The sequence below is a fragment of the Ruegeria sediminis genome (assembly GCF_005938215.1).
Lineage (GTDB): Bacteria > Pseudomonadota > Alphaproteobacteria > Rhodobacterales > Rhodobacteraceae > Ruegeria > Ruegeria sediminis.
The window spans coordinates 433,624-448,245 of the sequence record NZ_VCPD01000004.1 but is presented as its reverse complement, the minus strand read 5'-3'; the positions used below and the strand labels follow the sequence as shown (position 1 = coordinate 448,245).

Genomic DNA, 14,622 nt, shown 5'->3' with positions numbered 1-14,622 from the left:
TGCGTTCTATTTTGCGGCGATCTTCAGGTCTTGGACGAGATTATTCAACACCAGAAATTCGCCCGTCTCGCCGCAATCCGGCATGGCCAGGGTCAGATCGCGCAGCCGCAAGGCGGAGTTCCCGCGCAGTTCCAGCGATTGCGCGCTGATGTCCCGGCCGCAGTTGCTGGCCGTCACTTCCGCTTCGAGCGTCAATGCCACGCTGCCCGACTTGCGGGCCTTGTCCGACGGAAAGGAATAGACCTCGGCCACCTGCGATGCCGGAACATCGTTCCGGCCCAGATGCGTGACCCGGCCCATGCCGCTGGCCCCCGCATCGGCCCAGACATGGCCGTCCTCGCCGTAGCTGGCGCCGAACTCGAGCGCGTGGATCTGGAACCCGGCATCCCCGGCCCATTGAAGCGCGATGCGGTCATAGGCGCCAAGGTCCTGAACGCGGGTCGCGGCGACCGCGCCGTTGCCGTCGTCAAGGGCCACGACGAACACCGCGCTTTCAGTGAGAGCCGGGATCGTGATGTCGAGACGGCCTTCCGGGTCCGTGGTCTCGGTGAAGGCCAGGCCGCTGTGATGCACCGTCACCCGCTGGTTCTTGTGGCATGGCGCGCTGACCGAAAGATCGGCGCTGGCCATCGGCGCCGCGGTTGCGGTGGCGGAGACCCGGCAATTGGCGCGGTCGGCAGGACCGGGCAGTTGCGGGGGAATACGCTTGCTGACGTCGATTGCGCCTTTCTGTTCGGGTTCCGGCGCCAATGACGACGTCAGGGTGATATCCCGCAGATCGGTCAGAACGGTCACTTCCACGTCCGTGACTTCCAGGGACGCCGATGCCACATCTACCGAAGCGGAATCCAGGGATGCGGGACCCGAGGCGCCGTTCTGCATCAGATAGCCAATGCCCAATGCGCAGCCGAGCGTGCCGCCTATCGTCAGAATATTTCCAAAGTTCATCATCACACCCACCCCAGTCGCAGGAGGAATTGTGACGATCCGAGAAAAAGGCGGCCAATATGTGGCCGCCTTTGGGAGTCATTGTGTCACTCGCCTTTTGGTTGATCAGGCCAGGCGTCCGTGGCAGTGCTTGAACTTCTTGCCCGACCCGCAGGGGCACCTGTCGTTGCGCGAGGGATTGCCCCAGGTGTTCGGGTCGTCTTCAACGAACCCCGGCAGCGGATCGCCGGACGCCTCGGCTTCGGCGGCGGCTTCGGCCTGTTCGCCGGCCTTCTGCATCTGCGCCTGCTGCGCGGCGATCTGGGCCAGCATCTGCCGCTGCTCTTCCTCGGTCAGCGGCCGCACGCGGGCCAGTTGCTGTGTCACGGTTTCGCGCAGGCTGTCGAGCATGTTCTCGAACAGCTGGAAGCTTTCGTTCTTGTATTCGTTCAGCGGATCGCGCTGGGCGTAGCCGCGGAAACCCACCACCGAGCGCAGGTGTTCCAGCGTCAGCAGGTGTTCGCGCCATTTGGTGTCGATGGTCTGCAGCAGCACCTGCTTTTCGATGTTGCGCATGTTCTCGGGGCCGAAATCGACGGCCTTTCTGGCCATCATCTCGTCCGCGGCCTTGATCAGCCGCTCGCGGATTGCGTCGTCATCGACGCCTTCCTCGGCGGCCCAGTCCGCCACCGGCACATCCACGCCCAGCTTTTCGACGACCGCGACATGCAGTCCTTCGGTGTCCCACTGGTCGGCATAGGTCTTGGGCGGCATGTACTGGTCGATCAGGTCGTCGATGACCTGTTCGCGCATGTCCGACACGATCTCGGACAGGTCCTCCGCCGACATGATCTCGCGGCGCTGGCTGAAGATGACCTTGCGCTGGTCGTTCATCACGTCGTCGAATTTCAGAACGTTCTTGCGCATGTCGAAGTTGCGGCCTTCGACCTTGGCCTGCGCGCGTTCCAGCGACTTGTTGACCCAGGGGTGAATGATGGCCTCGCCTTCCTGCATGCCCAGGGTGGTCAGCACCTTGTCCAGACGTTCCGAGCCGAAGATGCGCATCAGGTCGTCTTCGAGGCTCAGGTAGAACACGGTGCGACCGGGATCGCCCTGGCGCCCCGAACGGCCGCGCAGCTGGTTGTCGATGCGGCGGCTTTCGTGACGTTCCGAGGCCATGACGAACAGGCCGCCGGCTTCGAGCACCTTCTGCTTCTCCTCGGCATGGCGCGCCTCTTCTGCGGCCCGCAATTCCGCCGGGTCGGCCTCAGGGTTCGCGGCGATGGCTTCGAGAACCTTCAACTCGACATTGCCGCCCAACTGGATGTCGGTGCCGCGGCCGGCCATGTTGGTGGCGATGGTCACCGCGCCCAGGCGACCCGCATCGGCGACGATCTGGGCTTCCTGCTCGTGCTGGCGGGCGTTGAGGACGTTGTGCTTGATCCCCTCCTTGCCCAGCATCTGGCTGAGCATCTCGGATTTCTCGATCGAGGTGGTGCCCACCAGGACCGGCTGGCCCTTTTCGTTGGCCTTCTTGATCTCCTTGATCATCGCGCCGTATTTCTCGACAGCCGTGCGGTAGACCTGATCGTCCTCGTCCAGTCGGGCGATCGGCTTGTTGGTCGGAACCTCGACCACGCCCAGTCCGTAGATCTCGCTGAATTCCTCGGCTTCGGTCAGGGCCGTCCCGGTCATGCCGGAAAGCTTGTCGTAGAGCCGGAAGTAGTTCTGGAACGTGACGCTGGCCAGGGTGACGTTCTCGGGCTGGATCGCCACGCCCTCCTTGGCTTCGATAGCCTGATGCAGACCGTCGGACAGGCGGCGGCCGGGCATCATCCGGCCGGTGAACTCGTCGATCAGCACCACGTTGCCGTCGCGCACGATGTAGTCCTTGTCGCGCTGGAACAGCTTGTGCGCGCGCAGGCCCTGGTTGACGTGATGCACGACGGTGGTGCTTTCGGGATCGTAGAGGGAATGGCCCTCGGGCAGCAGCCCTTGCGTGAGGAGCTGCTGTTCGAGGAACTCGTTGCCTTCGTCCGTGAAGGTCACGCTGCGGGATTTCTCGTCGAGCGTGAAGTGATCGTCGTGCAGCGACGGGATCACCTTGTCGATCGCGACATAGAGATCCGACCGGTCCTGCGACGGGCCCGAGATGATCAGGGGCGTCCGCGCCTCGTCGATCAGGATCGAGTCCACCTCGTCCACGATCGCGAAGTTGTGGTGCTTCTGGTAGACCTCGTTCAGGTCCGACTTCATGTTGTCGCGCAGATAGTCGAAGCCCAGTTCGTTGTTGGTGGCATAGGTGACGTCGCAGGAATAGGCGGCCATCTTTTCCGCGTCGGGCTGGCCGGAATAGATGACACCGGTCGTCATGCCCAGAATGCCGAACACCTTGCCCATCCATTCGGCGTCGCGCTTGGCCAGGTATTCGTTCACCGTCACCACATGCACGCCCTTGCCGGTGAGCGTGTTCAGGTAGGCGGGGAAGGTGGCGACCAGCGTCTTGCCTTCGCCCGTCTTCATTTCCGAGATGTTGCCCTGATGCAGGAAGATGCCGCCCATCAGCTGCACGTCAAAGGCGCGCAGGCCCAGCGCCCGCTTGGCCCCTTCGCGCACGTTGGCGAAGGCCTCAGGCAAAAGGTCGTCCAGTCTCTCGCCATCGAGCGCCCGCGTGCGCAGTTCCTCGGTCTTGGCTTTCAGGCCGTCATCCGTAAGCTTCTCGAACTCCGCTTCCAATGCGTTGATCTTTTCGACCAGCGGGCGGGTCGCCTTGATCTTGCGGTCGTTCGGCGTTCCGAACACCTTTTTGGCGAGCGTTCCGAGTCCCAGCATGTTCACTCCAGCGGATCAGTTCGTGTCGAGGTTCCGACAGGCTTGCCCGCCCAGCGCACAACCCATAGATACGGGGGGTGAAAGGCGGTCCTGTCCAAGGCTTCAAGCGATGTAAGCGGCAGGCCATAGAGTGTCAACGCCGCGCCCGGTCGCGGCCTGAGAATAGGATGAATCAATGCCCAAAGGCTTCACTTTTCTGCCATCGCTGGCGCTTGCCATCGGGATGGCCCTGCCGCTGGCCGCCGAGACCAACGCCGACGCCGACACGGTGGTGGCCCGCGTGAACGGGGACGAGATCACTTTGGGTCACATGATCATCGCCCGCGCCTCCCTGCCGCCGCAATATCAGGAGATCGAAGACAAGGTTCTTTATGACGCCATTCTGGACCAGCTCATCCAGCAGAGCCTGCTGAAACAGGTTCAGGGCGGCGAGATGCCGAAACATGTGGCGCTGGCGCTGGAGAACGAGTCGCGGTCGTTGCTGGCGGCGGAGACGATCGAAGCCATCCTGCGCGAGGCCCTGACCGAAGAGGCGCTGCAGGCCGCCTATGACGAGAAATACGCGGACGGTTTCGGCGGCGACGAATACAATGCGTCGCACATCCTGGTCGAGACCGAAGAGGAAGCCAAGGCGATCAAGGCCGATCTGGACGGCGGCGCCGATTTCGCCGAAACCGCCAAGGAGAAATCCACCGGCCCGTCCGGCCCGAACGGCGGCGAGCTGGGCTGGTTCGGCTTGGGCGCGATGGTGCCCGAATTCGAACAGGCGGTCGTGGCGCTTGAAAAAGGGCAGATCTCGGAACCGGTTCAAACCCAGTTCGGTTGGCACGTGGTGATCCTGAACGACAAGCGCAAGGCCACGGCCCCCGAGCTGGAGCAGGTGCGCGGCGAACTTGCCCAGCAACTCCAGCAAGAGGCCATCCAGGCGCGCGTGGACGAGCTGACCAAGGCAGGCGAGATCGAGCGCCCGGAACTGGAAGGGGTCGGCCCCGAAGTACTGCGGCAGCTGGATCTGGTTCAGGAGTGAGGCCGGATGGCTAAGATTACCAAGGTGTCTCCGCTGGCTCCGGCCGGCTTTCCCGATCTGCCCGTGATCGACGGCGTGCGCTTCGCCACCGTGGCGGCGGGTGTGCGCTATCAGGGCCGGACGGATGTGATGCTGGCCGTGATGGACCCGGGCACATCGGTGGCCGGCGTGTTCACGCGATCGGCCACCCGCTCGGCGCCGGTGCTGGATTGCCAGGCCAAGATCGGCGGACCCAGCGACGGTGCGGCGGCGATCCTGGTGAACTCGGGCAACGCCAACGCCTTTACCGGGCATCATGGCCAGACTTCGGTGGCCAAGGTGACCAGGGCCGTTTCGGCCGCGACCGGCGTGCCGGTCGAACGGGTTTTCACGTCGTCCACCGGGGTGATCGGCGAGCCGCTGCCGCATGAACGCATCGTGGCCAAGCTGGACGACCTGAATGCCGCCCTGAAGGCGGATGCGCTGAAAGAGGCGGCGCAGGCCATCATGACCACTGACACCTTCCCCAAGGGCGCCAGCGCCCGGGTCGAGATCGGCGGCAAGACGGTTTCCATTTCGGGGATCGCCAAGGGATCCGGCATGATCGCGCCGGACATGGCGACGATGCTGGTCTACATCTTCACCGACGCCCGGGTCGAGCAGGGCGCGCTGCAGCAGTTGCTGGGCGAGCTCACCGACCGTACCTTCAACTGCATCACGGTCGACAGCGACACTTCGACATCGGATACGCTGCTGATGGGCGCGACCGGGGCGTCAGGGGTGGATGCGACCGGGAACGCCGCCTTTGCCGAGGCGCTTGAGGCGGTGATGCTGGATCTGGCGCAACAGGTGGTGAAAGACGGCGAGGGCGCCACGAAATTCGTCGAAATCCGCGTGACCGGCGCGGCTTCGGATGCCGACGCAAAGGCGCACGGGCTCGCCATCGCCAATTCGCCGCTGATCAAGACCGCCATTGCGGGCGAGGATCCGAACTGGGGCCGGGTGGTGATGGCGATCGGCAAATCCGGCGCCGCGGCCGACCGGGACAGGCTGAGCATCTCGTTCGGCGACATACTTGTGGCGGAAAAGGGCTGGGTCAGCCCAAGCTACAGCGAAGCGGACGCCGCCGCCTACATGAAGCGCCAGGACCTGGTTATCGCCGTCGATCTGGGGCTGGGCGAGGGCAGGGCCACCGTCTGGACCTGCGATCTGACCCACGGATACATCGAGATCAACGCGGATTACCGCTCGTGAAGACCGTTCTGGTATCGGCGGTCGCCCTGATCGACGTGGACGGCCGGGTGCTGCTGGCGCAGCGCCCGGAAGGCAAGTCCATGGCCGGTTTGTGGGAGTTTCCGGGCGGAAAGGTGGAACCGGGCGAAACGCCCGAGGCCGCGCTGATCCGCGAACTGGAAGAGGAGCTTGGGATCAACACCTGGGCTTCCTGCCTTGCGCCGCTGACCTTCGCCAGCCACGGCTACGACGACTTCCACCTGCTGATGCCGCTGTTCGCCTGCCGCAAATGGGAGGGCATTCCCCATTCCCGCGAAGGCCAGGCGCTGAAATGGGCGCGCGTTTCCGAACTGCGCGACTACCCGATGCCGCCGGCGGATATTCCGCTGATCCCGATCCTGCGCGACTGGCTCTGACATCGGTTGGCGGGCCGGTTCGGTTCAAGCCGGTTTTTCGGCCCTATCGCATGGCAACTGCAATATCGCTCGACAGTCGCGACAGGGCGACGGCCAGGGCGTTGGAGATCGCCGCAGGCCCTTCGCCCTGAACCGGGGTGCGGATGTCGAAGCGGCGCACGAATTCACGCATGACGCCGTCTGGCGAAGAAACCGCGAATTGTCCGGACAGTTCGAAACTGCCGTCGGCGCGGGCATAGACCTGGTCCACGCGCACATCGACCCTGGCGTCCGGGCCGTCACTCAGGGGCCAGGGCTCCATCGTCACCGAAGCCCCCGTCCGCTCTCCCAGTCCGCGGGCGAGTGCGGCGGTCATGCCGCGCTCGGGGTCGTCGGCCCACAGCGCGTTGCCTTGCGCGTGCAGGGCCCCGTCCGGGGTTTGGGCGATGATCTCGGAGGCCGCGGCATAGGTGGGCAGCGACACCATACGCATCTCGATGGTCCTGGCCTGCACCCGCACGGCCTTTTCGCCCGGAGTCGGGGCGATCAGGTAAAGGGCTTCGTTCGACGCGCAGGCGGGCAGCACGGCGCAGCAAGCCAGAAGGATGAGGTGCGTTTTCATGTCACTTTCCAAAAACAAGGGAATTCGGATTCCGTTCGATCTGGCGGGCCAGCTGCGATATCGCCCGCGCCGCGCTCTTGACTTCGCGCAGGGCGTCCAGCGTCTCGGTATTGAAGCTCGAACTGTCGCCATAGGCCGCGAGAAGGGCTTCGGACTGCGCGACCAGCTGGTCGAGACGGGCGGAGAGTTCAGGCAGGCTTTCGGTGGCCGCGGCCACGGCTTCGGCGGCGTCGCGGGTCGAGGCCATGGTCGCGTTCGCGTTTTCCACAAGCCCGCCCTGCCGCATCTCGCTCAGCGTGGTCTGCACTTCGCCCAGCGCTCCGGTCAGCGCCGCCGGGAGGGCGCGGGCGTCGTCGGTTTCGATCAGCCCGCCGACGCTGTCCATCAGCTGATGCGCGGCCCGGACAAGCTCTTCGGCCTCAAGCGAATTGGCCTTGGCGGTCAACGCTCGGATTTCCTCGACCAGTGCGGGCACGTCTTCGGAGGCGGTCGCGAAGTTGTTCGCGGTCACGTTGACCTGTTCCAGCGCCTCGGCCAGCGTGGCGATCGCCCTGCTTTCGCGCAGCTCGGCAACGGCGCCCTGCAGATCCGCGACCACTGCCCGCAATTCGCCGGGCAGCGCCTGGGTGGCGGGGTTGGCGACCAGGGCCCGCGTCTCCTCCAGCAGCGCGATGGCGGCCGCTGGCGTCTGCCGCGTGCTTTCGGCGGAGGCGAGGCTTTCGATGCTGGCCATGGTGCGGATCGCCTGCTCAAGCAACTCCTCGACCGGCAGGTCGTTGATGCGCTCCAGCACCCCTTCAGCCGTGGCGGTGAAATCGGGCAGATCGGACGGCGCGCTGGGCAGTTCCGGCAGCGGCTCGGCGTTGCGGTCGAAGGCGGCGGGCGCGGCGTCATCGATGCGGACCAGTTCCACGATCAGTTCGGAACTGAACAGGCCCGCCGCCGCAAGCCGCGCGCGCAGGCCGGTGGCGACCGCCTGTTCCAGGAACTCTAGAACTTCGGCCTCGCCGGAACCGGCGGGCAGTCCCAACAGGACCGGGTCCAGCATCAGGTTGGCGACCAGCCGAACCTCGGGAGTTTCCGCCTCGCTGTCCACGATCGCGTTCAGGCTGCTGACCTCGCCGACCCGGATGCCACCGTATTGCACGGCGGCGCCGTTCGTCAGCCCGGCCACGGATTCGTCGAAGGCGACGGCTACGGGCACGCCGCCGGACAGTGTCCGGGCGAAGGCGGTGCGGCGGGCCGTGGCCTCGTCGGGATAGATGTCGAAGACCGCGCCCGCGCCGACCGGGCGGCCGCCGTCGAAGATCGTGTCGAACTCGAGCCCGCCCGCGACCAGCGAGGCGAGGCTGTCCACGTCCAGCGACAAGCCCCCTGCGCCGATCGAGACCGAGAAACCCGACGTGTCCCAGAACCGGGTGGCCGAATTGATGCGCCGGTCATGCGGCGCCTCGATGAAGGCGTCCACCACGATGTTGCTGCCGGTCAGCGTCAGGCGCGGCTGTTCCAGGCGGCCGACCTCGATGCCGCGATAGAGCACCGGCGCGCCTTCGGAGATCAGGCTGCCGTCGTCGGTCCGGAGCGTGATGCGACGCCCGGCGCGCCCGGGCTGCACCAGCGGCGGCCGGTCGGCGCCTTCGAATTGGGTGCGCGGGCTGCCGGCCTGCTGATCCCATGCGCCTTCGATGTAGACGCCGGACAGAACCGTGCTGAGGCCGGAAATGCCGCGCGCGCTGACCTCGGGGCGCACCACCCAGAAGGTGGCGTCCGCGTCCAGGAAGGGAGCGATGTCCTTGTCGATCCGGGCCGAGACAACAACCTGCGAAAGGTCGTCGCCGAAGCCCACCCGCTCGACATGGCCGACGACTACGTCGCGGTAGCGGACCGTGGTTTCGTTCTCGACGATCCCGGCGGCGTTGGCGAAGGTGATGCTGATCAGGACGCCGCGGTCGCTGTAGGCCTTCCAGGCGACCCCCAGCGACACGGCAAGCGCCGCCACCGGGACCAGCCAGACGAAGGACAGGTTCCGCCAGAAGGACGGCCGGGGACCGGAGATCTTCATCTCGGCGGGTTCGGGTTGGCTCATGTGACTTGTACTCGCTCGTTGGCGTTCCAGATCAGGCGCGGATCAAAGCTCTGCGCCGCCAGCATCGTAAATGCAACCGAAAGTGCGAAACTCACCGCCGCGGCGCCGGGATTGATGGCGGCGGCGAAGTCTAGTTGGACAAGGGCCGAGAGAATGGCGACCACGAAGACGTCGATCATCGACCAGCGCCCGATGAACTCGACCACTTCGAAAAGCACCTGCCGCCCGTGGCTGCCGAGCGCCGCGGGCCGGCGGACGGAAACGGCGAGATAGGCAATGGCGATGAATTTCGCGACGGGGATCACGATGCTGGCGACGAAGACGATCAGCCCGACACCATAGGCGCCGTGGCTGAGAAGCTCGACCACGCCGCCGATCAGGGTGTTTTCCGAGGTATGGCCAAGCGTCGTCGTGCGCAGCATCGGGTAGATGTTGGCGGGGACATAGGCGATCAGACCGGCGGCGAGCCAGGCCCAGACCCGCTGCAGGCTGGCCGGGTCGTCGGGCTCGATGGCGCTGCGGCAGCGGACGCAGGTTCTGGCGTCCGGCGGATTGACCCGCCCGCAGGCCCGGCAGCCCACGAAGCCCGCGCCGCGGGCCGTCAGGACCGGCTGCGTTCTTCCAGGGTTTTCCATACCGTCGGCCTGCAAATGTAGTTGTCCTTGATGATGGTGACGACGACGAGCGCCGCAAAGGCCCAGAATGCCGGTCCCAGCTCGACACGCGCCAGACCCGCCACTTTGACGAGCGCGACCGCCACCCCGATGATGAAGATCTCGGCCATCGCCCAGGGCTTGATGCGTTCGGCCCAGCGAAAGGCGGCGATGGCATGGCGGGCGGGGTGCCATCCAAGCGCCATCGGCGCAAGCGCGTAGAGAATGGCCAGGTAGCGCGCCGCCGGCAACAGGACGATCAGAAACGCGACCGCCAGGGACAGCGGCGCCATGAGGCCCGTCGAAAAGGCCAGCACCGCATCCAGCACCGAGGCCCTCTGCGACAGGCCCTGCGCGCTCAGTTCCAGAAACGGGAACAGCACGGCGGCGATCATCAGGATCAGGGCGGTGGCGGCCAGCATGGTGATCCGGGTCATCGCCCCCGACCGCGGCGCGGCCAGCACGGTGCCGCAGCGCGCGCAGCGGGCGGTTCGGTGCGGCGGCACCTCTTGGTCCCTGTGCAGCGCGTCGCAGACGGGACAGGCGGTCAGCATGGTGGGGTCGATGGTCGTCGCGCTGCTCATTCCGTCATGTCCCGGGCGGCCTTGCGCACGGCGCCGCTTTCGTTGTTCACGGTGGATCTAGTGTCCGGCACTGCGCTAGCAAGATGCGGCGGCCGAGGGCAAGGCTTCTTTGCTTACCCGTCTGTAGTTGACAAAGGCGTTGGCGCTCATCACGACGAAGAAACTGTCCATGTCGATCAGGACGAATCCCCTCTCCAGCAACGCCCTGCCCAGGGCAGTGACATCCTCTTCATACAGCCTGCGGCGTCCGAGCAGTTCCCTGAGCAGTTTCTGCGGAATTCTGTAGCGGCCGGATGGTTTCCCTCCGAATTCCTCGCCATAAAGTCTGGCAAGCACGTCAGCAGCGGCTTCGTAGCTGGACACCTGGATACCTTGTGGTAGTTTTTTGTCTATAGACAAAAAATTATCACGTATATAAGTCGGCGGCAACCTGAATGAGCGATGATGCCATGAACGAGACGCAAACTCCGCCAATGGAAAGCGGCGACCTTTCCCAGCGCATCAAGGATGCCGTGGGCGCAGGCGATGCCGAGCGTCTGGCCGGGCTGCTGGATCCGCTGCCCAGCAGCGAGGCGCTGCGCGAACTGCTGATGCTGGTGCCGGACGAACGGGACCGGGTGCTTGAGCTCGTCCCGGTCGAACTGGCCGCGGAGCTGGTCGAGGAAGCGCCCAACGAAATGGCGGTTGAGCTGGTCGAGCGGCTGGAGCCTGAGCGGGCGGCGGAAATCCTCGAAGAGCTGGTGTCGGACATTCAGGCCGACGTGATCGGCGAGCTGGACGAGGAAGACGCCGAAGCCATCCTGTCCGAAATGGACGAACAGGAGGCCGCAGATGTCCGCCGCCTGTCCACCTATGCGGACGATACCGCCGGCGGCCTGATGATGTCCGAGGTCTTTCGGTTCACCGATACCCAGACCGTCGGAAAGGTGCTGCGTGAACTGGCTGCCGAGGACGAGGACTTCGAACAGTATCGCGGTCAGCATCCCTGCATCGTGGACCAGAACAACAGGCCGGTGGGCGTCGTTTCGCTGCGCGGACTTCTGACCGCGAAGCGCAGCGAGCTGTTGACCTCGATCATGGTGCCGCCACTGACCGTGCCGGTCGACATGCCGCTTGAGCAGCTCGAGGACATATTTGACGAAAACCCGTTCCTCAGCGTGCCGGTGGTCGATGCCGATGGCGTCCTCGTCGGCGTCGTGATGCGCTCGGCCTTCACCGATGCGCTGCTGGAGCGGTCGGAAAGCGAAAGCCTGAAACGGCAGGGCGTCGTCGGTGACGAGCTGCGGTCGATGCCGCTCTGGCTGCGGTCGCGCCGGCGTCTGGCGTGGCTGGCCGCCAACATCGTTCTGAACATCATCGCGGCCAGCGTGATCTCGGCCTACGAGGAAACCCTGGCGGCGGTCATCGCGCTGGCCATATTCCTGCCGATGGTGTCGGACATGAGCGGCTGTTCGGGCAACCAGGCGGTCGGCGTGACCATGCGCGAGCTGAGCCTGGGGCTGGTCCGTCCCATCGACGCCTTCCGGGTCTGGGTCAAGGAGGTTTCGGTCGGCGTCATCAACGGCATCGCGCTGGGCATCCTGATCGGGCTGGTGGCCTGGTTGTGGAAGGGAAACCCGGCGCTGGGCATCGTGATCGGCCTGGCGCTGGCGCTCAACACGGTGCTGGCCGTGTCGATCGGCGGCGTCGTGCCGCTGATGCTCAAGCGCATGGGCCAGGACCCGGCCGCCGCAAGCGGCCCGCTTCTGACCACGATCACCGACATGGCGGGCTTTTTCTTCGTGCTCAGCCTCGCGACACTGATGATGCCATGGCTGATTTCATGACCGACAGACGGAAATTGGTGAAACCGCTGAAAACCTTGCCGACGATCATCGGCTGGATGGAATATGTCGATCTTCCGGACCTGCCGCTGCACGACATCAAGGCCAAGATCGACACCGGCGCGCGCACCTCGGCGCTGCATGCCGAGGATATCCGGCGGTTCACGCGCGACGGGCACGTTTGGGTGTCCTTCCGGACGGAATCGACCGATGGCGGCCCGGACGTGTGGATCGAAGCGCCGGTGAAGGAAAAGCGGAACATCAAGAACACCAGCGGCGTTCCCGAGAACCGGATCGTGATCCGCACGACCTTCCGGCTGGGCGATCAGTCCTGGCCCGTGGATCTTTCACTGACCGATCGCAAAAACATGACATTCCAGATGATCGTGGGGCGCGCCGCGCTGAAAAACCACTCCATCGCCGTCCATACCATGCGCGCGCACCTCTTGCGGGGTAGACCGAAGCGCAAAGAGGGAAAGGAAAACCGATGAAAATCGCCATGCTGGCGCGCAACGCCAATCTTTACACCCACCAGCGCCTGAAGGCCGCTGCCGAGGAACGTGGGCACCAACTGGATATCATCGACACCCTGCGCTGCTACATGAACATCGCCAGCCGCCGTCCCGAGATCTATTACAACGGCGAAAAGCTGACGGGATACGACGCTGTGATTCCGCGGATCGGCGCCTCGGTCACGTTCTACGGAACCGCGGTGCTGCGCCAGTTCGAGATGATGGGCGTCTATCCGCTGAACGAAAGCGTGGCGATCGGCCGGTCGCGGGACAAGCTGCGGTCGATGCAGCTGATGGCGCGCGACGGCATCGGTCTGCCCGTCACCACCTTCGCCCATGATCCGAAGCAGACGGAAGAGGTGCTGCGGCTTGCCGGCGGCGCACCAATCGTGATCAAGCTGCTCGAGGGCACCCAGGGCATCGGCGTGGTTCTGGCGGATACCGACCGGTCGGCGAAATCCGTGGTCGAGGCGTTTCGGGGCGCGGGCGTGAACATCATGCTGCAGGAATTCATAAAGGAGGCGGGCGGCACGGATATCCGCGCCATCGTCATAGGCGGCAAGGTGGTGGCGGCGATGAAGCGGACCGGCGCGGCGGGCGAGTTCCGTTCGAACCTGCACCGCGGCGGTTCGGCCCAGGTCGTCAAGCTGACCCCGGAAGAGCGCGCGACCGCGCTGCGGGCGGCGAAGACCATGGGGCTGAACGCCTGCGGCGTGGACATGCTGCGGGCCAATCACGGCCCGGTCATCATGGAGGTCAACTCGTCGCCCGGCCTCGAAGGCGTGGAAAAGGCGACCGGTCTCGACATCGCGGGCAAGATGATCGAATTTCTGGAAAAGAACGCCAAGGCCGGCGCCACGAGAACCAGGGGCAAGGGATGATGAAAAGCCGCCCGCCATTCACCATCGGCTCGGTGAAGGTGGCGCCCGGTTCGCGGCGCACCGTCGATCTGCCGGTCAGCGTGCTGTCGGATCACACGCCGGTCACCATGTCCGTGCATGTCGTGCATGGGCGGCAGGACGGGCCGACGGTCTTTGTCAGCGGCGGCGTACACGGCAACGAGGTGATCGGGGTCGAGATCATCCGCCGCCTGTTGCGCGCGCCCAACCTGTCCACGCTCAGGGGCACGCTGATCGCCGTGCCCATCGTCAACGCTTTCGGGTTCATCAGCCGCTCGCGCTACCTGCCGGACCGGCGCGACCTGAACCGCGCCTTTCCGGGCAGCGAGCACGGCTCTTTGGCCTCGCGGCTGGCGAACCTGTTCATGACCGAAGTCGTGGCCAAGTCCGACCTCGGCGTCGATCTGCATTCCGCCGCCATCCACCGCATCAACTATCCGCAGATCCGCATTTCCCCGGACAACCCCAGAACCCGCGAACTGGCCGAGGTGTTCGGCGCGCCCATCGTGATGCAGTCGCCGCTGCGCGACGGTTCTCTGCGCGGGGCGGCGAAGGCCATCGGCAAGGACATTCTGCTCTACGAGGCGGGCGAGGGGCTGCGCTTCGACGAAATCTCGATTCGGGCCGGTCTGGCCGGCATCCTGCGCGTCATGCGGCACATGAAGATGATTTCGGCGAAGGGGATATCGAAGCCCAAGGCCACGCCGCAATTCTGCCAGTCGAGCAAATGGCTGCGGGCGCCGATCGGCGGTCTGCTGCGGGTCTACAAGGCCGATGGAGAGCTGGTGCGGCAGGGGGATCTCATGGCCTCGGTTTCGGACCCGTTCGGAGAGGAAGAGGAAGAGATCCTCGCGCCATTCGACGGGCTGATCGTCGGCCGGGCCGTCATGCCGATCGTGAACGAGGGCGACGCCGTCTTTCACCTTGGCCGCGTCGTGTCGGTCGAAAAAGCCGAAGGCACGGTCGAGGACATCAGCACCCAGCTTGGTGACGATCCGATGTTCGACGAGGACGAAATCATCTGACCCGCGGCGGCGCGAACCGCCGCGG

Annotated in this window: 14 protein-coding genes; 7 read left to right on the top strand and 7 right to left on the bottom strand. The window is 65.2% G+C overall.

The genetic code is table 11. The annotated features are described in order from the left end of the window. Window positions 1–6: 6 nt before the first annotated feature. Window positions 7–948, bottom strand: coding sequence for a hypothetical protein (locus FGK63_RS13650; protein ID WP_246044030.1), 942 nt, complete (start codon window positions 946–948; stop codon window positions 7–9). A gap of 105 nt (window positions 949–1,053) precedes the next feature. Next, a complete protein-coding gene (secA, locus tag FGK63_RS13645; protein ID WP_138843130.1) occupies window positions 1,054–3,759 on the bottom strand; it encodes a preprotein translocase subunit SecA in 2,706 nt (901 codons plus the stop codon). Window positions 3,760–3,934: 175 nt separating this feature from the next. Here secA and FGK63_RS13640 point away from each other — a divergent pair, with 175 nt between their 5' ends. The 3 genes from FGK63_RS13640 to mutT are packed head-to-tail and all read left to right on the top strand — an operon-like array spanning window position 3,935 to window position 6,414. Next, entirely contained in the window at window positions 3,935–4,786 is an 852-nt protein-coding gene (locus FGK63_RS13640) for a foldase protein PrsA (RefSeq protein ID WP_138843128.1), read from the top strand. 6 nt (window positions 4,787–4,792) lie between these two features. Beyond that, on the top strand, window positions 4,793–6,019 hold the full coding sequence (gene argJ / locus FGK63_RS13635) for a bifunctional glutamate N-acetyltransferase/amino-acid acetyltransferase ArgJ (RefSeq protein ID WP_138843126.1): 1,227 nt from the start codon (window positions 4,793–4,795) through the stop codon (window positions 6,017–6,019). Then, window positions 6,016–6,414 carry an 8-oxo-dGTP diphosphatase MutT gene (mutT, locus tag FGK63_RS13630; RefSeq protein WP_138843124.1) on the top strand — a complete coding sequence of 133 codons (399 nt, stop codon included), beginning with the start codon at window positions 6,016–6,018 and terminating at the stop codon, window positions 6,412–6,414. Before argJ ends, mutT begins: the two co-directional genes overlap by 4 nt. A gap of 43 nt (window positions 6,415–6,457) precedes the next feature. Here the strand turns inward: mutT and FGK63_RS13625 are convergent, their stop codons facing one another. From FGK63_RS13625 to FGK63_RS13605, 5 genes are all read right to left on the bottom strand, one after another. Next, window positions 6,458–7,015, bottom strand: a complete 558-nt coding sequence (locus FGK63_RS13625) for a PqiC family protein (RefSeq protein ID WP_138843122.1) — start codon at window positions 7,013–7,015, stop codon at window positions 6,458–6,460. Window position 7,016: 1 nt separating this feature from the next. Next, a complete protein-coding gene (locus tag FGK63_RS13620; protein WP_138843120.1) occupies window positions 7,017–9,101 on the bottom strand; it encodes an MlaD family protein in 2,085 nt (694 codons plus the stop codon). Then, on the bottom strand, window positions 9,098–9,736 hold the full coding sequence (locus FGK63_RS13615) for a paraquat-inducible protein A (RefSeq protein WP_138843118.1): 639 nt from the start codon (window positions 9,734–9,736) through the stop codon (window positions 9,098–9,100). Before FGK63_RS13615 ends, FGK63_RS13620 begins: the two co-directional genes overlap by 4 nt. Beyond that, entirely contained in the window at window positions 9,703–10,338 is a 636-nt protein-coding gene (locus FGK63_RS13610; RefSeq protein ID WP_171052650.1) for a paraquat-inducible protein A, read from the bottom strand. Before FGK63_RS13610 ends, FGK63_RS13615 begins: the two co-directional genes overlap by 34 nt. Window positions 10,339–10,413: 75 nt before the next feature. Further along, the gene (locus FGK63_RS13605; protein WP_246044029.1) at window positions 10,414–10,701 is read right to left on the bottom strand and encodes a hypothetical protein; all 288 of its coding nucleotides are present in this window, start codon (window positions 10,699–10,701) and stop codon (window positions 10,414–10,416) included. A gap of 71 nt (window positions 10,702–10,772) precedes the next feature. Between FGK63_RS13605 and mgtE the strand changes: the two genes are divergently transcribed. The 4 genes from mgtE to FGK63_RS13585 are packed head-to-tail and all read left to right on the top strand — an operon-like array spanning window position 10,773 to window position 14,597. Beyond that, window positions 10,773–12,164 carry a magnesium transporter gene (gene mgtE, locus FGK63_RS13600; protein ID WP_246044028.1) on the top strand — a complete coding sequence of 464 codons (1,392 nt, stop codon included), beginning with the start codon at window positions 10,773–10,775 and terminating at the stop codon, window positions 12,162–12,164. After that, complete coding sequence (locus FGK63_RS13595; RefSeq protein ID WP_138843116.1) at window positions 12,161–12,652, top strand: ATP-dependent zinc protease family protein; 492 nt, start codon at window positions 12,161–12,163, stop codon at window positions 12,650–12,652. The genes mgtE and FGK63_RS13595 overlap by 4 nt, the downstream gene beginning before the upstream one ends. Then, the gene (gene rimK, locus FGK63_RS13590) at window positions 12,649–13,554 is read left to right on the top strand and encodes a 30S ribosomal protein S6--L-glutamate ligase (RefSeq protein WP_138843114.1); all 906 of its coding nucleotides are present in this window, start codon (window positions 12,649–12,651) and stop codon (window positions 13,552–13,554) included. The genes FGK63_RS13595 and rimK overlap by 4 nt, the downstream gene beginning before the upstream one ends. After that, the gene (locus tag FGK63_RS13585; RefSeq protein WP_138843371.1) at window positions 13,554–14,597 is read left to right on the top strand and encodes a succinylglutamate desuccinylase/aspartoacylase family protein; all 1,044 of its coding nucleotides are present in this window, start codon (window positions 13,554–13,556) and stop codon (window positions 14,595–14,597) included. Before rimK ends, FGK63_RS13585 begins: the two co-directional genes overlap by 1 nt. Window positions 14,598–14,622 lie beyond the last annotated feature (25 nt).